12 protein-coding genes and 1 pseudogene are annotated in these 26,381 nt (G+C 63.6%); all 13 read left to right on the top strand.

Features of this window, described 5'->3' with window-relative positions:
- The first annotated feature begins 23 nt into the window (after positions 1 to 23).
- On the top strand, positions 24 to 2,027 hold the full coding sequence (locus ACCQ06_RS11055) for a chemotaxis protein CheA (protein ID WP_104615505.1): 2,004 nt from the start codon (positions 24 to 26) through the stop codon (positions 2,025 to 2,027).
- 222 nt (positions 2,028 to 2,249) lie between these two features.
- Positions 2,250 to 4,520, top strand: a complete 2,271-nt coding sequence (locus tag ACCQ06_RS11050) for a methyl-accepting chemotaxis protein (RefSeq protein ID WP_316692428.1) — start codon at positions 2,250 to 2,252, stop codon at positions 4,518 to 4,520.
- Between the two features lie 384 nt (positions 4,521 to 4,904).
- A complete protein-coding gene (locus ACCQ06_RS11045) occupies positions 4,905 to 7,175 on the top strand; it encodes a methyl-accepting chemotaxis protein (protein WP_316692427.1) in 2,271 nt (756 codons plus the stop codon).
- Positions 7,176 to 7,471: 296 nt separating this feature from the next.
- Entirely contained in the window at positions 7,472 to 8,005 is a 534-nt protein-coding gene (locus ACCQ06_RS11040) for a hypothetical protein (RefSeq protein WP_104615502.1), read from the top strand.
- 308 nt (positions 8,006 to 8,313) lie between these two features.
- Positions 8,314 to 10,491: a methyl-accepting chemotaxis protein gene (locus tag ACCQ06_RS11035; protein ID WP_316692426.1), complete on the top strand. Its 2,178-nt coding sequence runs from the start codon at positions 8,314 to 8,316 to the stop codon at positions 10,489 to 10,491.
- A gap of 188 nt (positions 10,492 to 10,679) precedes the next feature.
- Entirely contained in the window at positions 10,680 to 13,469 is a 2,790-nt protein-coding gene (locus ACCQ06_RS11030; RefSeq protein WP_316692425.1) for a methyl-accepting chemotaxis protein, read from the top strand.
- Between the two features lie 417 nt (positions 13,470 to 13,886).
- Complete coding sequence (locus tag ACCQ06_RS11025) at positions 13,887 to 14,648, top strand: transporter (protein ID WP_316692424.1); 762 nt, start codon at positions 13,887 to 13,889, stop codon at positions 14,646 to 14,648.
- 13 nt (positions 14,649 to 14,661) lie between these two features.
- Positions 14,662 to 17,010 (top strand): methyl-accepting chemotaxis protein, encoded by a 2,349-nt coding sequence (locus ACCQ06_RS11020; protein ID WP_316692423.1) that lies wholly within the window; start codon positions 14,662 to 14,664, stop codon positions 17,008 to 17,010.
- A gap of 202 nt (positions 17,011 to 17,212) precedes the next feature.
- Positions 17,213 to 19,483, top strand: coding sequence for a methyl-accepting chemotaxis protein (locus ACCQ06_RS11015; RefSeq protein ID WP_316692578.1), 2,271 nt, complete (start codon positions 17,213 to 17,215; stop codon positions 19,481 to 19,483).
- 257 nt (positions 19,484 to 19,740) lie between these two features.
- Positions 19,741 to 20,064, top strand: a pseudogene (locus tag ACCQ06_RS11010) (hypothetical protein); the annotation flags it as partial.
- Between the two features lie 217 nt (positions 20,065 to 20,281).
- Positions 20,282 to 20,956, top strand: coding sequence for a DUF1629 domain-containing protein (locus ACCQ06_RS11005; RefSeq protein ID WP_228324190.1), 675 nt, complete (start codon positions 20,282 to 20,284; stop codon positions 20,954 to 20,956).
- A 303-nt stretch (positions 20,957 to 21,259) separates the two neighbouring features.
- On the top strand, positions 21,260 to 25,024 hold the full coding sequence (locus ACCQ06_RS11000; protein ID WP_372381661.1) for a hypothetical protein: 3,765 nt from the start codon (positions 21,260 to 21,262) through the stop codon (positions 25,022 to 25,024).
- Positions 25,025 to 25,064: 40 nt separating this feature from the next.
- Positions 25,065 to 25,715, top strand: a complete 651-nt coding sequence (locus ACCQ06_RS10995) for a hypothetical protein (protein ID WP_228324214.1) — start codon at positions 25,065 to 25,067, stop codon at positions 25,713 to 25,715.
- Positions 25,716 to 26,381: the final 666 nt, after the last annotated feature.

The following is a 26,381-nucleotide window of genomic DNA, read 5'->3' as shown; positions in this document are numbered from 1 at the left end:
CTTCACCATCGGATCTCACGCCCATGAGCATGGACCTGCAACGTTTCCACGCCACCTTTTTCGAGGAAAGCCGCGAAGGGCTCGACGCGATGGAGGCCGGGCTGCTGTCCCTTGAAGAGGGCAACCGCGACCCGGAAATCATCAACTCGGTGTTCCGCGCTGCGCACTCCATCAAGGGTGGCGCAGCCACTTTCGGGTTCGAGGCCGTCGCCGGCCTGACCCACGTGCTGGAGACGCTGCTGGACGAGTTGCGCTCCAACAAGCGCCAGCTCGAACCCAATGCGGTCGACGCCATGCTCGGCTCGGTCGATGTGCTGCGCGCCTTGTTGCGCGAAGCCGAACACGGCACTCCCGCCGACCCGGCCGCGGTCAAGGCCGTGCATACGCGCTTGAACGCGGTGCTGGCCGGCGAAGCGCCGGTGGCGGTGGTCGTCGCCAAGCCGAAGGAAGAAGAACCCGAAGCCTGGCACATCGGTTTCACCCCGGCGCCGTCGCTGTTCATGAGCGGCAACGACCCGCTGCGCATCATCCGCGAGCTGGAGCATCTTGGCCCGCTGCAGATTGCCGCGCGTCTGGAGCGCATGCCGGGCTTTGAAAGCATCGATCCGCTGGAAGCCTACCTGGCATGGGATCTGGGCCTGATCGGCAAGATTCCGCGCAGCAAGATCGAAGATACCTTCGCCTGGGTGGTGGACGATTGCGAGCTGGACATCCGCCCGATGGCGGTACCCGGCCCGCCGCCGAGCCTGGCAGTAGACGCCGCAGCGCCAGTGGCCGCCGTTGCACCGGCCGCTGCCGCAGCCGCTGAGCCTGCCGCTGCTGCTGCGACGCCGGCCAAGGCCGCCGCCGCAGAAGCCGAAAGCTCCATCCGCGTCAGCGTCGACAAGGTCGATGCGTTGATCAATCTGGTCGGCGAGTTGGTGATTACGCAAGCCATGCTCAAGCAGGTCTCCGCCGGGCTGGATCCGGCGCATGCCGAACAGCTGTTCGCCGGCCTGGACCTGCTCGAACGCAATACCCGCGATCTGCAGGAAGCGGTCATCGGCGTGCGCATGCTGCCTGTCGATGCGGTGTTCCGCCGCTTCCCGCGCCTGGTGCGCGACCTGTCCAGCCGTCTCGGCAAGCAGGTGCGTCTACGCACCATTGGCGAAAGCACCGAACTGGACAAGGGGTTGATCGAAAAGATCGCCGACCCGCTCGTCCACCTTGTGCGCAACTCGATCGATCATGGTCTGGAAATGCCCGATGCGCGCCGCGCCTCCGGCAAGGACGAGACCGGCACCATTACCCTGGCGGCCTCGCATCAGGGCGGTCACATCGTGATCGAAGTCAGCGACGACGGCCGTGGCCTCAATCGCGCCAAGATCCTGGAAAAAGCGGCCGAACGCGGCATTGCCGTGCCGGACAACCCGACCGATTCGCAGGTGTGGGACCTGATCTTCGCACCGGGCTTCTCCACCGCCGATGCGGTCACCGATCTGTCCGGTCGTGGCGTGGGCATGGACGTGGTCCGCCGCAACATCCAGGGCTTGGGTGGCGAAGTACAGCTGGAAAGCAGCGCCGGCAGCGGTACCCGCGTGCTGATCCGTCTGCCGCTGACCCTGGCCATTCTGGACGGCATGACCGTCTCGGTGGCAGGCGAAACGCTGATCCTGCCGTTGTCCTACGTGCTCGAAGCGCTGCAGCCCGCCGCCGAAGACATCCGTTCAATGGCCGGCGAAGGCCGCGTGCTACGGGTCCGCGGCGAGTATCTGCCGATTCTCTCGCTCACCAATTACTACGGCTTCGGCGGGCAACAGTCCTCGAAGGAACCGCTGGTGGTGGTGGTCGAAGGCGACGGCCAGAAAATCGCGCTGGAAGTGGACGAACTGCTCGGCCAGCAACAGGTTGTCGTCAAGAACATCGAAAACAACTACCGCCGCATTCCGGGCGTCTCCGGCGCCACCATCCTGGGCGATGGCCGTGTATCGCTGATCGTGGATATCGGCGGCCTGGTGCGCTCGTTGAAGGTGCCGCAGGCAGCCTGATGTCAGCGCAGTCGCTGCGGCAAGGATGCCGCGGTGGTAAGCCATAAGGACACGTAGGATCCGCCGACGGTCTAGGGCCCGCCGGCATGCGTCACCGCCTTGCTCCATGCATGGCGACGCCTCGGGCTTCACTGCCCCACTGCTTGATTCAGCGACCGTCCTCAGCGTTGCGACGATGCCGACGCCAACGCTTTCCATTGATCTTTTTGAAAGTCGACTCCCATGAATTGGTTTCGTCATCTCGCTGTTGCGCGCAAGCTCGCTGTCGCCTTCTTTTTCACTACCCTGATCACCCTGTGCCTGGGTGCGTTTGCGCTGGTGCGCATGCATACCAACGCGCAGCTGCTGCGCGAAATCGGCCACACCTGGGCGCCGGCCGTGCAGCAATTGAGCGAAATGCGCGCCTTGCTGGGCGAATTCCGCACCTACGAACTGGCACAGCTGGCGCGCGCCAACGATCCGGACGCGGTGAAGAATTATTTCGAGCGCATGGCCAAGACGCGTGCCGACGTGGATAGCGCACAGGCGGCGTATATCAAGACCATGACCGCTGGCAAGGAAACCGACCTGTATAACGCGGTCAAGCAGCAGTTGGACGGGTACTACGGCGCCAACGCGGCGATGGCTGCTGCCGTGCGCGCCGGTGACTTCGCTGCGGCCAGCAAAGTGTCTGACGAACAGTCACGTCCGCTGCGCCGCGAGCTGTTCGCCAAGCTGGTGGAGTTGACCAACTTCAACATCGCACACATGGATGCGGAGATCGCCAGTGCCGAAGCCGGGTATCAGAGCTCGCTGAAGATCATGCTGACCGCAATGGTCGTGGCGGTGTTGTTGGCCGCTTTTGCAGGCTGGTTCATCGCCCGCAGCATCGCCGGCCCGCTTGGCCGCGCCACCCGTGTGGCCGGCGCTATTGCACAAGGCAAGCTGGACAACCTCATCAGCGTGGACAGCCGCGATGAAACCGGCCAGTTGCTGCACAGCATGCAAGGCATGCAACAGCAGCTGCAGGCCGTGCTGGCCGCGCAATCGGACATGGCCAAGCGCCACGACGCCGGCCAGATCAGCTACCGCATGGACGCAGACGCATTCCCCGGCGACTACGGCACCATGGTGCGCGATACCAATGCCCTGGTCGGCTCGCATATCGCAGTGAAGATGCAGCTGGCGCAGATCATGTCGCGCTACGCCATCGGTGACCTGAGCCAGGACATGCAACGCCTGCCCGGCGAAAAGGCCGTGCTCACCGACACCATGGACACGGTCAAGCGCAATCTCTCTTCGATGAACAGCGAGATCAAGATGCTGGCGCAGGCTGCCGCCAATGGCGACTTCAGCGTACGCGGCGATGCGCAGCGCTTCCAGTACGACTTCCACGCGATGGTGGCGAGCCTCAACACCTTGATGGCCACCTCCGATACCAACCTGCGCGCGTTGTCGGGCGTGTTGCAGGCGATTGCAGCGGGCGATCTGACGGCGCAGATGCACGGCGAGTTCAATGGCGTGTTTGCGCAGATGCGCGACGATGCCAATGCCACCACCGAGCAGTTGTCGAGCATCGTCGGGCGGATTCAGCACGCCACCGTGTCGATCAATGCCGCGGCCAGCGAGATTGCCGCAGGGAATAACGACCTGTCGCAGCGCACCGAGCAGCAAGCGGCCAATCTGGAAGAAACCGCCGCCTCGATGGAGGAGCTCACCTCCACCGTCAAGCAGAACGCCGAGCATGCGCGTCAGGCCAATCAGCTCGCCATCGGCGCAGCGACGGTGGCCTCGCAAGGCGGCGATGTGGTCGCGCAGGTGGTCACCACCATGTCCGGCATCGAAGTGTCGTCGAAGAAGATCGCCGAGATCATCAGCGTCATCGACGGCATCGCCTTCCAGACCAACATCCTGGCGTTGAACGCGGCGGTGGAAGCAGCGCGTGCCGGCGAACAGGGCCGCGGTTTCGCCGTGGTTGCCTCGGAAGTGCGCACGTTGGCGCAGCGCTCTGCCGGTGCCGCAAAAGAGATCAAACACTTGATCGACGACTCGGTCGGCAAGGTCGCCGAAGGCTCGCTGCTGGTGGACCAGGCCGGCAAGACCATGGCCGATATCGTTGCCAGCGTGCAGCGTGTCACGGACATCATGGGCGAGATCTCCGCCGCATCGCAGGAGCAATCCAGCGGCATCGAGCAGGTCAACCTCACCGTGACGCAGATGGACGAGGCCACTCAGCAGAATGCCGCGCTGGTGGAAGAAGCCACCGCCGCCGCACGTGCGATGGAAGAACAGGCCGGCCAACTGTCCGATGCGGTCACGATCTTCAAACTGCAGCCCACCGCTGCAACGGCGATGGCAGCGGCGCGCCCTGCCCCGACAGCGCGCAAGCCGCTCAAGACGCTGGCGGCCAAGCGCACTGCCGCCAGCGCCGCACCGGCAGGCAAGCCCAAAACCGCGACACGCCCTGCGCTGGCAGCAGCCTCCGGCGGGGACACCAGCTGGCACGAGTTCTGAGGTCTTGCGCGAGATCGGCTGCGGTTACGCAGCCTGCACCACCAAGCCCTGGCAGCGATGCCGGGGCTTGCGCGTTTATGCGGGGCGCGTGCGGTCGGTTGTCGTCGCGCGCAGCCAGTACCGGCACGCGATGCCGCCACGGCCAACTCCGTCGCCGAGAGCGCCGCAGCGTCGATCGCGATGCAAGGCGTGCAATGGCTTGCAAACCCCTGTGCCTGCGTCATCACGTTGCACGCGCCAGCCGCACTACGCATCGCGCCACTGCGTCGCACTTGCGTCGAGCGCGCTGAACGCAAGCGTGCCAGGCAAACCCGAGCGGCTTCAGAAACCCGGCGAGCGAACGCTACCGGTGTACCTATTTCCCACCCTCCCTTAGAGAACACCATGAAATTCCTGCACTCCCTGACCGTCGGGCGACGCCTGGCGTTGGCATTCGCGTTGCTGATCGTTTTGTTGGCCGGCTCCACCACCCTGGCCCTGTACGAATTCAAGACCGTCAAACACCAGGTCTCGATCATCATCGAGGTCAACAACCGCAAGGCCGCGTTGCTCAACCAGATGCGCGAAAGCAACATGCTGGGCGAGCGCTACCTGCGCGACTTCATGCTGGCCACCCCGCAGCAACTGCCCGCCGTCGATGCGCAGCTCAAGGCCAATCGTGCGCATTACGCACAGCTCTGGGCTGCGCTGGAACAGTTGCCGGCCAACGCCGACGGCATGCGCGCGCGTCAAGCCATCCAGGACAGCCTCACCGCGACCCGTGCCACCAACAACCGTCTGCTCGGGATGGTGCGCGATGGCAATCTCGACGGCGCCAAGCAGCTGTTGAATGGCCAAGCGCAACCGCTGCTGGAGCGCCGCTCCAAGGCGATCGCCGCGGCGGTGGAATTGCAGAACCAGCAGAACGCCGCCGGTGCGGACACGATCCTGAGCAGCGTGGCGCTGGCCAATCGCGCCTTGATCGCCTTCGGCCTGTTGTCGGCCGGCCTGGCCGCTGCATTGGCGTGGCTGATTTCGCGCAGCCTGGTGCGCCCGCTGCAACAGGCCACCCAGGTGGCCGAGGCGATCGCGTACGGCAAGCTGGATAACCCGATCGGCCCGCAGCCGGGCGACGAGCCCGGCCAATTGTTGACCAGCATGCGCGGCATGCAGGATCAACTCAAAGCCGTGGCCGCTGCGCAGCAGGAGATGGCGCGCCGGCACGACGCCGGCCAGATCAGCTTCCGCATGGATCAGGCGGCGTTTCCCGGCGAATACGGCACCATGGTGCGCGACACCAATGCACTGGTCGCATCGCATATCGAAGTGAAGATGAAACTGGCGCAGATCATGTCGCGCTACGCCATCGGCGACCTGAGCCAGGACATGGACCGCCTGCCCGGCGAGAAGGCCGTGCTCAGCGACACCATGGATGCGGTCAAGCGCAACCTCTCGGCAATGAACAGCCAGATCCAGTTGCTTGCCCAGGCTGCCGCCAATGGCGACTTCAGCGTGCGTGGCGATACGCAGCGGTTTCAGCATGATTTTCTGGCGATGGTGGAAAGCCTCAACCAGTTGATGGCCACTGCCGACGGCAACCTCGGTGCGTTGTCCAAGGTGCTGCAGGCCATTGCCGCCGGCGACCTGACCGAGCGCATGCACGGCCAGTTCCATGGCGTGTTCGCGCAGATGCGCGACAACGCCAATGCCACCACCGAGCAGTTGTCCGGCATCGTCGGGCGTATCCAGCTGGCCACCAGCGCGATCAACACCGCTGCCGGCGAAATCGCTGCCGGCAACAACGACCTGTCGCAGCGCACCGAGCAGCAAGCGGCCAATCTGGAAGAGACCGCCGCCTCGATGGAGGAGCTCACCTCCACCGTCAAGCAGAACGCCGAAGGCGCACGCCAGGCCAATCAACTCGCCATCGGTGCCGCCAACGTGGCCTCGCAGGGCGGCGAAGTGGTCAGCAAGGTCGTCGCCACCATGGCCGACATCCAGGCATCTTCGAAAAAAATCGCCGACATCATCAGCGTCATCGACGGCATCGCCTTCCAGACCAATATCCTGGCCTTGAATGCGGCAGTGGAAGCGGCGCGTGCCGGCGACCAGGGCCGCGGCTTTGCGGTGGTGGCCAGCGAAGTACGCACCCTGGCACAACGCTCGGCCGGCGCGGCGAAGGAAATCAAGGAGTTGATCGACGACTCGGTGAGCAAGGTCGCCGAAGGTTCGCGGCTGGTAGACCAGGCCGGCACCACCATGACCGAGGTCGTGGCCAGCGTGCAGCGCGTGACCGACATCATGGGCGAAATCTCCGCCGCGTCGCAGGAGCAGTCGGCCGGCATCGAGCAGGTCAACCTCACCGTCACGCAGATGGACCAGGCCACCCAGCAGAACGCCGCGCTGGTGGAAGAAGCCACCGCCGCCGCACAGGCGATGGAAGAACAGGCCGGCCAGTTGTCCGATGCGGTGGCGATCTTCAAACTCCATCCCGGCGCGAGGCAGCCGGCAACGACCACCCGCCCTGCCCCGCAGCGGCTGACATCCGTGGCCTCGACGGGTGCGCCCCGCCACGTTGGATCTGCGAAAGCAAAGCTGGCGATCGAACCCACGATCGTCTCGCGCCCAGCCCTGGCAACGGCCGCCGATAACCAGGCGAACTGGCGCGCGTTTTAAGCGCACGACGCTCACCCACCTCCCGCACGGAGGTGGATTCCAGTGAGGGGACGGCTCAGCGTCACGGCTCCAGTCCTCCTCACGCTGCATCACCCAAAGCCCCAGAACGCCCCGGCCAACCACCGGGGCGTTCTGCTATCCAGACGCGACACCCCTGCATCGCCGGGCGCCTTACCAGGCCAACGATGCATCCACCGGCCTTGCCGTTGGTCGAAAGGCGATCAAGCGCAAGCTTCCGCGGCCGATACACACAACAATGAGGGCGCAAGCGCCCGCGCCATGTCGAGGACGTCCGCATGCATACCGCCAATTCCATCCGCTCTGCCCGCAACATGCTGGGCGCCGCGTTCGCCGTCGCCGTGCTGGCAGCGGGCGTGTCGTTGCCGCCCTCGTTTGCCGCACCGGCCGCACCGGTCTCGGTGCTGCTGGACAGCGTGCCGGTGAGCGCGTTGCAGTCGCTGGCCATCGACCTGGTGCAACTGCGCGACGACCAGCGGGCACAGCTTGCCGTCGCGCACGATGCGGCCCGCGTGCAGGCCTATGACGAGCGCATGGGCAACCTGCGTCAACGCATCGCCCGGCATGCCGGGTATTTCCAGGCCACCGCGCCGCAGGGTGAGCAGGCGCGCCAGTTTGCAGTGGTGCAGCAGCAGCTGGGCCAGTATCTGGAGCAACAGCGTCTGGCCAATCGCGCCCTGCATGCAGGTGACCTGTACCAAGCGCAAGCCTTGTCGCTTGGCCAACCCGGCGATACCCACCAGGTGCTCTGGACCGAGCTGCAGAACCTGCAGGCATCGGTGGCCAAGGTCGGCACGCCACAGCGCCGCTAAGCGCCTTGCAGTGTGTGCCGGCAGGCCGCAGCACGGCCACCGCCATCCCTCCCACAACACGCTTTACCGCTTCGCGTGATCTGCCTTGCGGCGATTCGTGCGCGCTGTGCCGTGCCTGCATGTTTTTGCGCGTCATCCTCAGCGTCAGCGGATGTTTCGTGTGACCCCGTAGTCGCTGTCGTGCTACCCGGCCGTCGCCAGGTTGCATACAGCAGTCGCACCACCGACGTCACGCAATGCTCAACATTTCTAGTACCGGGTCGCTATTCGAATTATCCCGGTCAAAATCCTCTCGCTGGATACCTGTCATGACGTTCAAGAGCTCGCTCGCAAAGACGTTGGCCAATGTGCCGCTCAAGCGCAAATTCTTCGCCCAGACCGCGCTCGTTGCATTGGGCATCGTCATCCTTGCCGTCGTCGCGGCACGCATGCAGTACGTCGATCTCACCGATACGCGTCGTGATGGGCTCAAGAGCCAGATCGAAATGGCGATGGCGGTGGTCAACGGCTACGCCGAGCGCGCCGAAAAGGGCGAAATAAACGTGGAAGCCGCCAAGAAGGGCGCACTGAGTACCTTGTCCACCATGCGCGCACGCGGCGGCGTGGACTACATCTACGTCACCGACCAGGCGCCGGTGATGCTCATGCATCCCACCCGCCCGGACCTCAACGGCAAGCCCTTGACCGACGTACTCAGCCCGGACGGCAAGCGGATCTTCCCCGCGTTCGTGACCGCCGCGCAGGCTGGCGGCGGTTATGTCGACTACACCTGGGCCAAGCCCGGGCAAAAAGACCCGGTGCAGAAAACCTCGTATGCGGCGCTGTACAAGCCGTGGGGCTGGGTGATCGGTACCGGTGTGTATCTGGACGACACCCAGTCGCAAGCGCTGGCCTTCACCGGCATCGTGACCCTGGCCGGTGGCATGCTGATGCTGCTCAACCTGCTGGTCGGCTGGATGATCGGCAACTCGATCCTGGAGCCGGTGGCGCGCGCATTGGCGGCGATCAAGGGCGTGGCGCGTGGCGATCTGAGCGTGCGCACTGCCGAGCATGGCAACGATGAAATCGGCCAGATGCTCAAGGCCACCGACGACATGGTGCACACCCTGGTGCGCTTCTCCGCGCAGACCAAGGTGATGATGCACATGCATGCCGGCGAAGACGTCACCCACCGCATGCCGAGCGATTTCCCAGGTGTCTATGGCGAATTGGCCAGCGGCATCAACACCATGATCTTCGAGCACCTGGATGCCATCGTCGATGCCATCGGCATCCTCAACGAATACGCACAGGGCGACCTGTCGCGCGATGCCGTGCGCCTGCCCGGCACCCGTGCGGTATTGCACGAAGCGATGGACGCGGCCAAGGCCAGCCTGCTGGCCATCAACACCGAGATCAAGCGCCTGGCGCAGGCGGCGGCCAATGGCGATTTCAGCCAGCGTGGCGATGCAGCGCGCTTCAAGCACGATTCGGCGCGCATGATCAACGACCTCAACGCGATGATGGATGTCAGCGACCGCAATCTGGGCAAGTTGTCCGAGCTGCTGGCGGCACTGGCCGAAGGCGACCTCACCGCGCGCATGGACGGCGAATTCCATGGCGTGTTCGCCCGCATGCGGGACGACGCCAACACCACGGCCACGCAGCTGGCCGGCATCGTCGGGCGCATCCAGCAGGCGGCAGGCTCCATCACCGGCTCGGCCAGCGAAATCGCCGCCGGCAACAACGATCTGTCGCAGCGCACCGAACAGCAGGCGGCCAATCTGGAAGAAACCGCCGCCTCGATGGAAGAGCTCACCTCCACCGTCAAACAGAATGCCGAAAGCGCACGTCAGGCCAACCAGTTGGCGATCGGCGCGGCCGGCGTCGCCTCGCAGGGCGGCCAGGTGGTGAGCCAGGTGGTGGACACCATGTCCGGCATCCAGACCTCGTCCAAGAAGATTGCCGAGATCATCAGCGTCATCGATGGCATCGCCTTCCAGACCAATATCCTGGCCTTGAACGCCGCGGTGGAAGCCGCACGTGCCGGTGAGCAAGGACGTGGTTTCGCGGTGGTGGCATCGGAAGTGCGCACGCTGGCACAGCGCTCGGCCGCTGCGGCAAAAGAGATCAAGCATCTGATCGACGACTCGGTCGGCAAGGTGGCGCAGGGGTCGGCACTGGTGGATCAGGCCGGCAAGACCATGGCCGACATCGTGTCCTCGGTGCAGCGCGTGACCGACATCATGAGCGAGATCTCCGCCGCCTCGCAGGAACAGTCGGCCGGCATCGAACAGGTCAATCTCACCGTCACCCAGATGGACGAGAGCACCCAGCAGAACGCCGCGCTGGTGGAAGAAGCCACCGCTGCCGCCAACGCGATGCAGCAGCAGGCGCAGCAGCTGGACGATGCGGTGTCGATGTTCCGGGTGGTGGCCGCATCGCCCGCGCAGTTTGGCAATGCAGGCGCACGCGCGCCCAAGCGCGTAGCGATGGCCGCTTACTAAAAGCAGCCAGCAAGACGCCGTCAGCGGCCGCGAGGCCGCTACGGCCCCCACAGCTGCCGCGTTCGGGAGGTACATGCCGCACCGAACAGCGCCCGCGCTGATGATCGCCGCCCAGTGAGTCTATTGCGCGTCTTACCTGCACTCCCGCGCCCCAGCGGGTTCCTCTCCCTTCTTTTGCAGCCACGCCCATGACCTCGCTCTCCTCGCACTCACGTTTCGACGGCCGCCTTGCGTACCGCCTGATGTTCGGCACCGCGGTCATCGCCTCGCTGTGCTTCGGCCTGACCGCGGCTATCAGCTACTGGCAGAGCAGCCGTGCCTTGATCGCCTCGGCGCAAACCACCATGCAGAGCGTGGCGCGCTTTCAGGCCGAGCAGGTCGGCAATGAGTTGGGGCAGGCGTTCGTCGCCGGACAGTCGGTGGCCAGTGCCCTGTTGGCACAACGCGCCCATGGCGGAATCAGCCGCGACGCAGCGGCCGCCATCGTGCACGATCAATTGCAGGACCACCCGGAATGGGTGGGCATGGGCACGTTGTGGGAGCCGCAAGCCTTCGATGGCAAGGACGACGCCTACGTCGGTGCCAAGGGGCACGACAGCACCGGCCGTTTCATGACCTATTGGGCCTATAACGGCCAGACCCTGATTCGCGAGCCGCTGGTTGGCTACGAAAAACCCGGCGACGGCGACTGGAACCTGAAACCGCGCGCATTGGGCCGCCAGATCGTGGCCGGCCCCTACGATTATGTGATCGGGGGCAAGCCGGTGCTGATGACCACCTTGTCCACGCCGATCATGGACAACGGCAAGTATCTCGGCGTGGTGTCGGTCGATTTCGCCCTGGCCGCGTTGCAGAAACGCTTGAGTGCGTTACGCCCCATGGATGGCGGCTATGTGGAGTTGATCTCGCCTGCAGGCGTGATTCTGGCCTCGCGCGATGTCGCACGGATCGGCCAACCAGCCACCGGCGAGGGGTATCGTGCGTTGCTGCAGGCCACCAGTGCCGGCAAGGATTACATCGACTTCACCCCGGACGCAGCAGGCAGCGTCAGCGCCTATGTGCCGTTGCAGATCGGCAAAGCGCAGGAGCGTTTTGCGCTGGGCGTGGTGGTGCCGCATGCGGCCATCATGCAGCAGGCGCATCGTCTGCTGTGGACGATCCTGCTGGTGGGCCTGGCCTCGGCGGTCGTGCTCAGCGGTGCGTTGTTCCTGCTGCTGCGCCGCCAGGTGGTGCGCCCGCTGGAATCGGCGGTCGGCGTGGCCGATGCGATCGCCTCGGGCAAGCTCGACAACCACATCGCCATTCAACGTCGGGACGAAGTGGGCCGGTTGATGGGTGCCATGCAGCGCATGCAGGACGACCTGCGTGCGCGGATCGAACGCGACACCGCCATCGCCAACGAAAACCTGCGCATCCGCACTGCGCTGGAGCATTCCGAAATGGAAGTGTTGCTGGCCGACGAACAACACAACGCGGTGTTCATTACCAAGGCGCTGCACACCTCGTTCAAGCACGGCGAGCCGGCCTTCCATGCCAAGGGCCAAACCGGCTTCAGTGCCGATGCGGTCGTCGGCAAGCCGCTGGACTACGTGTTCGGTACCGACAGCGAGGGCAAGGCGCGTGCGCAGAGCCTGCAGCACTTGCAGTCCACCACGTCGGAGCGCTACAGCTTCGGCCCGGTGACCCTGGATCTGACCATGAGCCCGCTCTACGCGGCCGATGGTCATCGCAGCGGCAGCATGCTGCTGTGGCGCAATGTGAGCACCGAAGTCAGCACGCAAAAAGAAGTAGCGGCGCTGGTGCAATCGGCGTTGATGGGCGATTTCGGCCAGCGTCTGGCGCTGGACGACAAGCACGGGTTCTATCTTGAATTCGGCCGCCAGCTCAACGGCTTGCTGGAAACCACCTCGCAAGGCCTGGAGCGTATTTCCAGCCTGCTCAGCGCGCTGGCCGAAGGCGACCTCACCGTGCGCATGGATGGACAGTTCGCTGGCGTGTTCGCACGCATGCGCGACGACGCCAACGCCACCGTGGCGCAGCTCACCGGCATTGTCTCCGGCATCCAGACCTCGGCCACGCAGATCAATGCGGCCGCCAGCGAGATCGCTGCCGGCAATCACGACCTGTCGCAGCGCACCGAACAACAGGCCGCCAATCTGGAAGAAACCGCCGCCTCGATGGAAGAGCTCACCTCCACCGTCAAGCAGAACGCCGAACACGCGCGTCAGGCCAACCAGCTGGCGATCGGCGCGGCCGATGTCGCCTCGCATGGCGGCGCGGTGGTGGCGCAGGTGGTCACTACCATGTCCGGTATCGAAACCTCGTCCAAGAAGATCGCCGAGATCATCAGCGTCATCGACGGCATCGCCTTCCAGACCAATATCCTGGCCTTGAACGCCGCGGTGGAAGCCGCACGTGCCGGCGAGCAAGGCCGCGGGTTTGCGGTGGTGGCATCGGAAGTGCGCACGCTTGCGCAGCGCTCCGCCGGTGCGGCAAAAGAAATCAAACACCTGATCGACGACTCGGTGAGCAAGGTGGCGGAAGGCTCGTCGCTGGTGCAGCAGGCCGGCACCACCATGAGCGAGATCGTGGCCAGCGTGCAGCGCGTCACCGACATCATGGGCGAAATCTCGGCGGCGTCGCAGGAACAATCGTCCGGCATCGAGCAGGTCAACCTCACCGTCACCCAGATGGACGAGGCCACCCAACAGAACGCCGCGCTGGTGGAAGAAGCCACCGCCGCCGCGCGTGCGATGGAAGAACAGGCCGGCCAGCTCACCGAGGCGGTCGCCGTGTTCAAACTCAGCCACGTGGCCGCACCCGCGAGCGCTGCGCTTACCGCCAGGCCGGTTGTGCGTGCCCTGCCCGCGTCCAAGCGCGCACCCACCGGCAGCACGCGTATCGCTGCACCTGCGCGCCAGTCGGCCAAGCCGTCGGCCAACACGTCCGGCAACGAGAGCCAATGGCAGGACTTCTAAAGCAGGCATGATCCAGCGACGGCGCCTGTGCAAGGCGCCGTGCTGCCTGCACTGAGCACTGCGCCTCACACTAGCGTGCGCAGTGTCGCCACGCACGTGGGCCCTGGCAATTGCGCGCTACGCCTTTCAAGCGCATCGAACCTGTTTGATAGCGTTGCCGCAACCACAACACCCACGTGCATGATGGCCGCTTCAAGCAGACGCAAGCGCTGCTGTCGGCCCGGCGCTGCACACACGCCCTGCCCCGCCTTGCGCCACCGATCGGCAATGCTTAAAGATTTATCTGGCGTTGCCGTTAGCCTGGGTGACAACGGCTGCCTGTGCACTACCGCAACAGCCGCTCACACACCGCATGCGCAGGTGCAGACAGCACGCGCAGACGCATGCATCCGAGGTTGGATCGTTGCAGGGGTTGCCATGAAGTCATCCGTTCTCGCCAGCTGTCTTGCGCTGTTGTGCGTCGCCGGCCATGCCCGCGCCGAAGACCCCATCGCCACCGACCGGCCCGATTTTGTCGAGTCCAGCCTCACCGTCGGCAATCATCGGTTGCAGGTGGAAACCAGCGCCGCTTGGGAACGCGATGCATCGGTCGATGGCTATTCCACGCCAACGCTGTTCCGCTACGGACTGGGCCAGACCTGGGAATTGCGGCTGGAAACCGATGGCTGGCAACGCATCGACCTGCCGGGCGACTCCAGCATCAGCGGCATGTCCGACGTCGCGCTCGGCATCAAGCATCATCTGGCAAGCTCCGACAGCGGCAAGACCTCGTTGGCCTGGCTGCTGCATGTGGATCTGCCCAGCGGCGCACGCGCCCTGCGCGGTCACGGCGCGCGCCCCTCGTTCCGGCTGGTGGCCGAATGGGAACTCAGCGAGAGCATCTCTGCCGGCGTGATGCCCGGCGTGATCTGGGACGACGACGGCGAAGGCCATCGCTACACCGCAGGCATCTTCGGCGCGGTGCTCGGCAAAGCCTGGAACGACCGCGTGCGCTCCTTCGTCGAAGTGGCATTGCCGCAGATCGCCAAGAGCGACGATGGCGGCAGCGTGGCCTTGCTCGATGTCGGCTCGGCCTGGCTGCTCAGCAACGATGTGCAACTGGACGCGGTCTATAGCCGCGGCCTCAACGATCGCTCACCCGACCACGCCCTCGGCGTCGGTCTGTCTTTCCGCTTCTGACACGGACCGCGCAATGAAGATCATGCATATGTTGGGCGTTCTGGTGCTGGTGGCTGCACTGGCGTTGCTCACCCTGGGCGGTGTCGGCTACAGCGGGCAGCGCGGGCTGCTGGAAGCCATCGCCGCGCAGGTCATTTCTTCCGACGCGCTGCGCAACCACATGCAGGCCGACATGATGCACGACGCCTTGCGCGGCGACGTCACCGCCGGGCTGCTCGCCGCATCGCGCCAGGACGATGCCGGCATCGCCGCCGCGCGCGCATCGCTGGGCGAGCATGCCGGTGAATTTCGCGATGCGGTGCAAGCCAACCGCAAGTTGCCGCTGGACCCGGCATTGCGCAGCGAGCTGGAAGCGGTAGCACCCGCGCTGCAGGCCTACATCGCCTCGGCCGAACAGGTCATGACGCTGGCCGAAACGCATGCCGACAGCGCTGCGGCGTACCGCGATTTCACCGACAAGTTCGGCCAGCTCGAAACCCGCATGGGTGCGATCAGCAAGCGCATCCTGGCCTTGAACGAGGCCAACCGCAGCCAGGCCGAGCAATACAGCCACCGCGTGATGTGGCAGCAAGGCGGCGCCGTCGTGCTTGCATTCGTGTGCCTGGCATTGGCCGCCGGCTGGATCCTGCGCTCGGTGTTCGGCCTGCTGGGCGGCGAACCGCAGCTGGCCATGGCCGCTGCACAGCACATTGCCGAAGGCCGCCTGGACCAGCCCATCCCGGTTGCCGCACAACATACGCACAGCCTGATGGCGGCGCTGTCGCGCATGCAGCGCGACCTGCGCGAACGCCTGGAGCGCGAGCGCAGCATCGCCGCGGAAAACCTGCGCATTCGCACCGCACTGGATAACGCATCCACCGGCATGTACATCGCCGACCCGGACCTGACCATCATCTATACAAACACCGCACTGCAGTCCTTGCTGCACGCCTACGCAGACGATATCCAGGCCTGCGCGCCGGCGTTCGATCGCAGCGCCAACCTGGTCGGGCAACCGGTGTCGCTGCTGGAAGTGGGCAATGCGCAGGACGCGGAAATCTACCAGCGGCTCGACCGCCAGGGCGCAGCACAACGCGAAGTGCGGTACCGCGCCACCTGCATCGCGCAGAATGTCTCGGCCATCCGCGACGAAGGCGGCGCGCATCTGGGTTTTGTCTGCGAATGGCGCGACCGCACCGCCGAAGCGCGGGCAGAAGTAGACGTGGCCGATGTGGTGCGCAGCGCCGCTGCAGGCGATCTGTCCAAGCGCATCGACAGTACTGGAAAAAAAGGCTTTTTCCTGCAACTGGCGCAACAACTCAATGCCCTGCTCGATGCCAATGCAGTGAGCATCAGTGAGGTGTCGCGTCTGCTGAGCGCACTGGCCGAGGGCGACCTGAGCACACGCATGCACGGCGACTTCCACGGCGTGTTCGCCACCATGCGCGACGATGCCAACACCACCGCCGAGGAGCTGGCGCAGGTGATCGGACGCATCCAGCAGGCCGCCGGCAGCATCCATACCGCCTCCAGCGAGATCGCCGCCGGCAATAGCGATCTGTCGCAACGCACCGAACAACAGGCCGCCAATCTGGAAGAAACGGCTGCCTCGATGGAAGAACTCACCTCCACCGTCAAGCAGAACGCAGAGAGCGCGCGTCAGGCCAACCAGCTCGCCATCGGCGCGGCCGGTGTCGCCTCGCAAGGCGGCGCGGTGGTGGCCAAGGTGGTCACCACCATGTCGGGCATCGAAGTGTCGTCGAAGAAGATCGCCGAGATCATCAGCGTCATCGACGGCATCGCCTTCCAGACCAATATCCTGGCGTTGAACGCGGCGGTGGAAGCGGCACGCGCCGGCGAGCAGGGTCGTGGTTTTGCGGTTGTTGCCTCGGAAGTGCGCACCTTGGCGCAGCGGTCGGCCGGTGCGGCGAAGGAAATCAAGCACCTCATCGACGATTCGGTCAGCAAGGTGGCCGAGGGCTCGCAGCTGGTCCACCAGGCCGGCACCACTATGGCCGACATCGTCGCCAGCGTGCAGCGCGTCACCGACATCATGGGTGAGATTGCCGCGGCCTCGCAGGAACAATCGTCCGGCATCGAGCAGGTCAATCGCACCATCACCCAGATGGACGAGGCCACCCAGCAGAACGCCGCATTGGTGGAGGAAGCCACGGCGGCCGCACGCACCATGGAAGATCAGGCCGGACAACTGGCGCAGGCGGTCGCGCGCTTTACGCTTGCCGATACGCCTCAGGTCGCGGCATTGGCACGCCCGGCCAAGCCGGCATCCATCGCACCCAAGCAAGCGCCACCCGTGCGCCGTAAAGCGGCCAGTGTGCCCACGGCCGCGTTCGGTAACGAAAGCCAGTGGCAGGACTTTTAAACCATCTCTGCGCCGTTGCAACCACGGCGCTGGATCGTGGTGTTTTAGCTAGATGAGAACAGATCAGCAGTTTTTCAGTGGCAATCCCCGCATTGCGCCCAGTTGCAGGACTGTTTGATTCATTCTTGCAATATCAAGAATCATCGCTCCGGGCCGCTAGCGTGCAGGACAACATCGCGATGTTACGCCCCGGAGTTACATGATGAACAAGTTCAACGATTGGCCCATTCGCCGCAAGCTGATGTTTGCGTTCTGCCTCAGTGCCGTGCTCACCGCCCTGCTCGGCGGCTTGGGTTTTTCGCGCATGAAGCAGATGCAGCAGCAGACCGCCCTCATCAATGAAGATGTGGTGCCGGTGTTGAGCAAGTTGTCGGAACTGCGTGGTTTCGCCGGCGAATTCCGCGTCTATGAAGTGGGTCAGTTCGTCAATCTGGACGACCCGGAACGCTATGCGTATTTCTTCAAGCGCATGGACGAAATCCAGGCCAAGTATGCGGAAACGCAAAAGACGCTGGACGCCAAGATCGGCCCGGATTCTCCGCTAAAAGCCGAATACGCCAAGCTGGCCGATGCCAGCACGCGCTACTTCGCCGCCAATGTGAAACTGCGCACGTTGTACGCAGACCCCGACCGCGCTGCGGCCATGGAGTTTTCGCGCAAGCAGTCCGGCGAGATCCGCAAGGAACTGTTCGCCTCGGTCGACAAGATGTATGCGCAGCAGTCCAAGGCGTTGAGCGACATGGTCGCGGCCAGCGCAACCTCGTTCAAGTTCACCAGCGCAGTGCTGCTGCTGGGCACCTTGTTGATGGCTGCGCTGTCGATCACCTTCGGCTGGCTGATCGCACGCAGCATCACCAACCCGCTGTCCAAGGCATTGGGCGCCATCCAGGCGGTGTCGCGTGGCGATCTGAGCATGCAGGTCAGCAAGACCAGCAACGACGAAATCGGCCAGATGCTCGAGGCCACCAGCCGCATGACCCAGATGCTGCGCCGCTTCTCCGACGAGACCGCACGCATGTCGCATCTGCATGCGGCCGAAGACATCACCCACCGCATGCCGGAAGATTTCCCCGGCGTGTACGGCACCCTGGCCGGCGGCATCAACACGATGATTTTCGAGCACCTGGACGCCATCACCGATTCGGTGCGCATCCTCAACCAGTACGCGCAGGGCGACCTGACCCAGGACGCACGCCGGTTGCCGGCAAGCCGCGCGATCCTGCACGAAGCGATGGATGCGGCCAAGGCCAGCCTGTTGTCGATCAACACCGAGATCAAGCAGTTGGCGCAGGCGGCAGCGGCGGGCGACTTCAGCGCCCGCGGCAACGCGGCACGCTTCAAGTACGACTTTGCGGTGATGGTGGCGGACTTGAACTCGATGATGGAAGTCAGCGATCGCAACCTGGGCAAGCTGTCGCAGTTGCTCGGCGCGGTCGCCGATGGCGACCTGACCGCACGCATGGACGGCCAATTCCACGGCGTGTTCGCGCGCCTGCGCGACGATGCCAATGCCACCACACAACGCTTGACCGACATCGTCGGCCGCATCAAGCACTCCACCCTGACCATCAATACCGCCGCCGGCGAGATTGCTGCCGGCAATCAGGATCTGTCGCAGCGTACCGAGCAACAGGCGGCCAATCTCGAAGAAACCGCTGCCTCGATGGAAGAACTCACCTCCACCGTCAAGCAGAACGCCGAACACGCGCGCCAGGCTAATCAGCTGGCGATCGGCGCGGCTGGCGTGGCCTCGCATGGCGGCAGCGTGGTCGGCCAGGTGGTCACCACCATGTCCGGCATCGAGACCTCGTCCAAGAAGATCGCCGAGATCATCAGCGTCATCGATGGCATCGCCTTCCAGACCAATATCCTGGCGTTGAATGCCGCGGTGGAAGCCGCACGTGCCGGCGAACAAGGCCGTGGGTTTGCCGTGGTCGCCTCGGAAGTGCGCACGCTGGCGCAGCGCTCTGCCGGCGCCGCCAAGGAAATCAAGAGCCTGATCGACGACTCGGTCAGCAAGGTGGCCGAAGGCTCGGCATTGGTGCATCAAGCCGGCACCACCATGAGCGAGATCGTGTCCTCGGTGCAGCGCGTGACCGACATCATGAGCGAGATCTCCGCCGCCTCGCAGGAACAGTCGGCCGGCATCGAACAGGTCAACCAGACCGTCACCCACATGGACGAAGCCACCCAGCAGAACGCCGCCCTGGTGGAAGAAGCCACCGCTGCCGCACGCTCGATGGAAGATCAGGCGCAGCAGCTCACCGAAGCGGTGGCACTGTTCCGTCTGTCGGCCGAACTGGAATCCCAGACCCGCGCCACGCCGGTCGTGCACCAACTCGCCGCCAAACGGCCCACCGCGCCAAGCAAGCCGGCTGCCAAGACGCTTGCCAAGCCGTCTGCTGCAAGGCCCGTCGCGCGCGCCGCAGTGGCGTCGGCACCGTCCAACGAATCGGACTGGGCCGAGTTCTAAACCACTGGATCGGTCGCATAGCGGCCGATGCTGTCGAAGCCGCGCTCTTTCGGGAGCGCGGCTTTTTTATTGGATCTGGTCGCTGGCCTCTGCCTCGATGCAGTGGAGCGATTCAGCGCGAACTCAATTACCAAGTCACCAACGCTGGTGCCGCGTTGGCGCTGTAAGATGCACCCGCTCCGCAAGACCTGTATCGCCAGCCGGCCAATGCCACTGACCGTCCCAGCCTGAGGAGCGCCGACTGGCGACGCGATGCAGGCGTGGACAACCCCACAGCGACGCCGATCGTCGCCAGCTACCAAAAGGCGCGCGAACTCAATTACTAGGCGACCAACGCCGCTGCCGCATTGGTCTTGAAGGATGCGCCCACTCCGCAGGATCCGTATCAGCAGCCGGCCAATGCCACTGACCGTCCCAGCCTGAGCAGCGCCGACTGGCGACACGATGCAGCGGACGGCCAGTGGCATCGGCTGGTCAAGACCGAGGTGTCGGGCGCCAACGATCGCGGCAGTTACGTGCAGGAAACCGCCCTGCCGCCCCGTGCGGCCGAACTGGACGCACAAGCGCAGGAGGTCATCGCCTGCACCTAGGATGCGTTGACTACCTCTAACCGCCAACGCTACTGTCGTGGGATAGAGTGTCTTTACTCAGATTCAAAATCATGTTGATCGGGAGCTTGACTGCAAGCATTGATGTTGTCTGTTGAGAAATGTGGTACTGCTTGAAGCTGAATCACTGGGTTGTTGATACCTAATTCTGGCAAAGTCACCATAACCGATAAGCTGTGGAGCAATATCCATGAACGGAACACAAGAAATAGAAGTGACTACTCAGAATAAACCGCAGAAAGGCGAGTTCTACATCTTGATGCCAGATCTTGAATACGGCCCTGAACTCGGGGTGGTGTTCGAAAACGTGAAAAAACTACTCGTACCTCCCAGATTAATTTTGAGGCCGAGCGAAGGGGGCTTTCCTACACTTCTAGAAAGACCACGCCTCATCTACGACCCATCGAAAGGTGTTATGCCTAAAGACCTGGAAGCCGGTTTCAGTGGCTATTGGCTCGTGTCCGAGCGTTTACACCAGGTATTTTCGACCGTCGATCCAGAGGGCTTCAGCTTCGTCGAGTGCGATTTCCTGATGGCCGATGGCACTCAGGGTCCTAGATACTTCCTGTGCGATGTAGTGCGAGTGCTGGACGCGCTTGATGAGGAGCAGTCGGAAGTAGAGATAGAAATTAGCGACGATTTCGTGAATGGAAAATTTTACGATCTAACTGGCGGTGCGAGCCTGGCTTTTCGGAAAGATGTGGTTGGAAATTCTCATGTATTCCGAACACCTTTCTCTGCTGACTACTATGTTATCTGCGATCGCACATTGTTAGATGCAGTGCGTGAAGCCGGTATCGGTGGCACGAGAAAATCTTCTAATGGACTTTGGTTTCGAGACGTTACTGACTGGAAAGACGCTTAATTTCAATAACGGAATACTGTCATGCCTAGACGTACGATTTTTCAAGAGCATCATATTGCTGAGCAGCAAACGCTTCGCAACAGTCCGTTGCTTGAAATACTTCAGCAGAAGAAAGCATTCAATATTAATGCTGACCGCAATCTGATTTATATGCCCAGTGAGCCAACACTGGCGCGTGCCTTAGGGCTTTCGCCACATAGCGGTGGACCTATTAAAGACTACCAAGATGGCTCCTTGGCCAGATTGGAGCGTTTGTCGCGGACCGCTGACGGTCAGTTGGCAATGGCTGGCGATCCAGATGCCATTGCGAGAATTTCCCCCAAAGTCGATCGACTGATCGATACGATGAGAGTTGGATTGGGGAATGCGGACCTTTACACCAACGCCCCAATCGGCATGGCTGCAGACGACATGCGGCCTGGCATCAATTCGTTTTTCAAGAACGCGCAGAACTACGACCGGAGTCTTGCATCTCAGATCGACGCAGTTCCAACGCTGCAAAGACCCGAGCTTGGCTGGTCATCAATCGTCCACTCCGAGCAGCGCGTCATATCTACACTTCAATACGTAGAGCAATCCAGCATCAATCTCACCAAAGGCGGCGATCCGGAGATCGGTCGAAATTCACTTTCCCAAGCGATCGCACAAGCCCATGGCGCAGGCCGACTGACACTTTCCGACCAAGGCATCCTGCAGGTCGAAAATGTGCTCGGCGAGGAAGCAGCACGACCATTACGCATTCCGTCAGGCCAACGCGGCTTCGCCACCGCAGAGCTACTGGCCGGTGATCTATCTGCAGGCCAAGCACTGCGCACCGCCGGCCTGCTAGCCACCGCCGCCGACACGGTGATGACCGGCCAACGCGCCACACGTTTTCTCGGTGAGAACAACCCGCTCGCCGCACAATCGGAGCTTGCCCACTTCGCCGGCCGCAACGTCGGCGGCTGGGCCGGCGGCACCGCTGCTGCTTACGCGCTGGGCAGCTCGGGCGCCGGGCCGATGGTGCTGATCGCGGCCGATGCGTATTTCTTGAGTACCGCTGGCGAAAAAGCCGCCGCGTTGCTGGATAACCGCGCCATCTACACCCAGACCGATCGCGCGGGCACGCAGTGGTCGTTCAACGGCGTCGCCTGGGCGCGCGACGGCAAGGCCGACACCACCAACGATGGCGTCAACAACCCCACCTCCACGCCCATCGTCGCCAGCTACCAAAAGGCGCGCGAACTCAATTACCAGGCCACCAACGCCGCTGCCGCGTTGGCCTTGAAGGATGCGCCCACTCCGCAGGATCCGTATCGCCAGCCGGCCAATGCCACTGACCGTCCCAGCCTGAGCAGCGCCGACTGGCGACGCGATGCAGCGGACGGCCAGTGGCATCGGCTGGTCAAGACCGATGTGTCGGGTGCCAACGATCGCGGCAGTTACGTGCAGGAAACCGCCCTGCCGCCCCGTGCGGCCGAACTCGATGCGCAAGCGCAAGACGTCATCGCCCGCAACGTCGCCAACAGCCCCGGCGCCATCGCCGCACGCTACGAATTGGCACATCACCGCAACGGCTGGGCGGCCGATGGGCTACCGATGTCGCCGGCCGTGCAACAGGCGCTGCCCGACCCGGATGCGTTGACTGCCTCCGACGGCCAGCGCTATTACCGCGACATGGAGGGCCGGTGGACCAGCAACGGTGCCCCACCCGATGGCAATCGCGTGCTGGAGTTGGAGACCACGCGCGCACTGCTGCAACCGGCACTGGCTGAGCAGGCGCAGGCGATTGCCGCCCTCCGGCAGTCGCCGCCGTCAGCGCAGGATCTGCAGCGCGAGGAAACGCAGTACCGCTATCGCATCGTCGGCACCGAGTTGCAGCCGCAATGGCGTGAGGCGATCGAGCTGGCGACCCAACGCACGCGCGATGAGTACGGCCTTATCGGCGCTGGATCGTTGAAACTGCAACGCGGCGCCGGTGGCATGTTTGGCGCCGATAGCCCCATCGCGCATCTACAGCGCGGCGCTGATGGGGTGGATCGCATCGCCGCCATAACCAGCAGCGAGGAGATTCGCCAGGCGTTGCAGCAGGTGCAGGCGCGGCAACAGCCGCCAGCCTTGCCGGACCAGCCAGCACGCCCACTAGCCGCCACCGCACGGGTATCGGAGGGATCGGTCGACAGCGAAGCATCGAATTCGGACACCTCGTCCAGCCCCCAGCTGGTACTGGATATGCAGGCGCGCATGCAGGCCTCTGTCGCGGCACAGGCGCGGCAAGAGCGCGAACAGCTAGATCGTCTTGCGCAAGAGCAACATGCCGCGCAGGTGCGCGAGCATCTCCAGCAGGCACAGCCTGAGCACGAAGATAGCTCACAAAGCGAACCTGCGGTCCAGGCACATGCGGTATTGGAAGGTCAGCGCCAAGTGGAGCTGCAACGCGAACAGGAAGCACGCCAGCAACAGCAGCGCCAGGCGCAGACCAGCCAGCAACGCGAGCTGCAGGAGCGTGATCAGAGGGATGTGCAGCAACGTCAGGCGCAGGAACGCCAAGCTGAGGAAAACCGGCAGCGGGAACAGCAAGACCGACAGACCCAAGAAGCCAGACACGTTGAGGTCCAGGAAGGTCAGGCGCAGCAAGCCCGGCATCAGCAGCAACAAATGCAAGAACTCGAGCAGCAGCAGGCCCAGCGTCAGCAAACCTCGCAGCAACCGAACATTCAACCGCAGGCTCAAGATGCCGCGCTGGCTCAACAAGCGACGGGTCCTCACTCGCAGCAGCAAGACGCGCGTCAGCAGCTCGAGGCGCAGAACCAGCAGGCACGCGAACACCTTTCTCACAACACACCTGACCCACTGAAGCAAACGCCCGGCCCAGGCGATGCGCAACCGGGACAAGCACACGAAACGGAGCGCGCGCTGGAAATGCAGGCGCTGGAGCATCGCGACACCGCGCGCCTCCAGGTGGCTCCATCCGAGATCCCGGAATCTCGCAGACACCCTCCGCAAAGCGCAGAGGCTAATGCAGTGCCATCAGCGCTGGACTACAGCGCTCAGGCGCAGCAACCTGAGATAGAGCAAGCATCGCTGCGCCAGCGAAACGTGGCGCACCTGCAGGAGCCAGCGCCGGGTCGCGTCATGGCCCAAACACCGCCTACGACAGCAGAGCCGTTGATTGCGTCGCGCTCCATAGTGTCTACCACGCCTGAGCAAGAAGCCGCCGCAGATCAGCTCCGCCCTTCAAGCGCTTCGCCCGCCGGGCATGGGGCGGCTGTGCTGCCCCCAGACCACCTCGCGCAAGCGCGCGAGCAGTCATCGGCAAGCGGTGCCGACACGCGCTGGCCTGTCGGGTCTGCTGACGCAGAAAACCAACAGACGCCATCGACCCCGGCGCAGGACCGCAGCGCCGCAGAACCAAGTAGCACCCTATTACTGGAAGAGACCATGCGCTCGCTGCGCCAACTGCAACAGGAGATTGAGGCAGCGGATCGGGAAGACGAGCGCTTCTACAAGGAATGGAGGGAGTATCGCGATCGCGGCGAACCCTATCCCTTCGCTCAAAAGAGGGTGCTAGACCAGGAGCGTGGCAGCATTGATGCATTCAGCGCGCACGAACAAGGCCACCGCTCTCCCAGTCAAGCGGCGGCGCAAGCCGATGCCTTCCCTCCGCTAGCTCAGCGCTTCGCCGGTGCAGCGGAAAGGGATGCGCCAAACGATGCGTCGAAAGCTGAGCGCAAATCCATCACCGGCGACCCTGACGTGGACGAAGTGCTCTATGCGCTGGAAAGCAAGAACGAGTTGGCGATCGAGCAGGCCCTGACGCGGGTGGCCAACAGCGCAGCCACCCAGGCGCTGATCAAACAAGGCAACGAGTTCCTGGAAGCCCAAGCGATGCAGGAAGCCCAGGAGCACGTCGCCACGCGCCAGGCACTGGGCATGGATGTCGCGACCGAGGTCAACACCAGTCGTGGTCCGGTGATGGTGATGACCTTGCCAGAGTTCGCCAAGGGGCCGATGCAGAACGGGCCTCAAGGGGATGGCGGTGGTGGTGGAGATGGTGGTGGGGGCGGTGGAGGGGGCGGCGGCGGTTAGTCAAAATCGCTTCCATGACTCGTTGAGCTTCGGAGACCTCATGGACAGGCAAGACGCTTCCGCAATGGCGGAAATGCTGGTGACGTTGAACGCATCGAATGCCTCGTTGCAGCACACCATCAAAGTATTGACGACGCTGGTGTCGTCCCTGCAACAGCGCGAACACAACCTGCGCGATCTCATCGCCGAGCAACTTCAGGTGCTGCAAGACGCGGTAGGGAGCGCCGATTACAAGGTCAATCGCGTGCTGGAGAATGCATTGCCGCGGCTGACACAGCTGAGCCAGCAGGCGTTGACGCAGACCCTGGAACCGGCCGCCAAGCGGTTCAACAAAGAAATGGCTGCTGCGGACGAGACGTTGCAGCAAGCTACACGGCGTTACGCGCAAGCGCAGCAATCATTGGAGACGCGGATCACACGTCGCATGGGCATCGCCTCGGTCACGATGCTCGTGGCGGGCGTCCTGGGCCTTGGTGCTGTGGCCTACTCGGTTGGCATCATCAACGAAAAGCGAGCCGAACTCGCACAGCTTCGCGCATCCATCGATTACGTGGACCGCATCTCGCGTGCCGACATAGCACCCTGTGGCGAAGGCAGGCTCTGCGCCACGTTCGAGAAGAACGGGCCGCGTTACGGCAACCAGAGGCAATACAGGGCGATCAATTTGCGCGCAGCACCTGGTTCGCGATGATGGCCACTGATCGCAGGCCTAGCGAGCCGCAGATCCGATTGGCTCGTGCTCTGGCGCCTGATCCGCCAGCTGCATTCGGACCAAGGGTGCGGCCTTAAAGCGTTGCGCTGACGCACAGCATCCTCAATGCGCCGCCTGGCGCAAGCGGGGCACCACCTGAGCGTCGTTAAAAATCGCTTGCAAGCACCGACGCGATCACTGCGTGCGCACGCGCTGATGTGCACTTGCTCCAGCGTGCGCTCGATGTCCACGCGGCGTGCCCACCCCAGTACGCATCGATACCGCAGCACGCGCTATCGGCGCTCGAACGGATGCGGATACGCCTCGCGGCCAGCCTTATGACGTACGACAGGGCCTTATCAGCAGTGACCCACGGCCGCGCTTGCCGCACGGGTGCGCGCAACGAGTGGCAAGCGTCCACCGGCAAGCGCATGGCGCAGATCGCGCCGCCCTCAGCGTCACCGGACACGACAAGCCAGGATAGAGACAACCACAAGACATCACAGACAACCTCGACAAATCAGCGGTCTAGTTCGCTTGCGGCATGGGATCCGGGCATTTTTCATTGATTAAAATGTCTCTTACCGAATGAGACAGCCAAAACATGTCTCTTTTTTTCATCTGCGTGACTGCGGTCATATTTTTTTCGCATAGCCGGCATTCAGA

This window comes from Xanthomonas sp. NCPPB 4467, from assembly GCF_041475665.2.
GTDB lineage: Bacteria > Pseudomonadota > Gammaproteobacteria > Xanthomonadales > Xanthomonadaceae > Xanthomonas > Xanthomonas dyei.
Note: the sequence above shows the minus strand (reverse complement) of the source record. Positions and strands in the feature narration are given on the sequence as shown.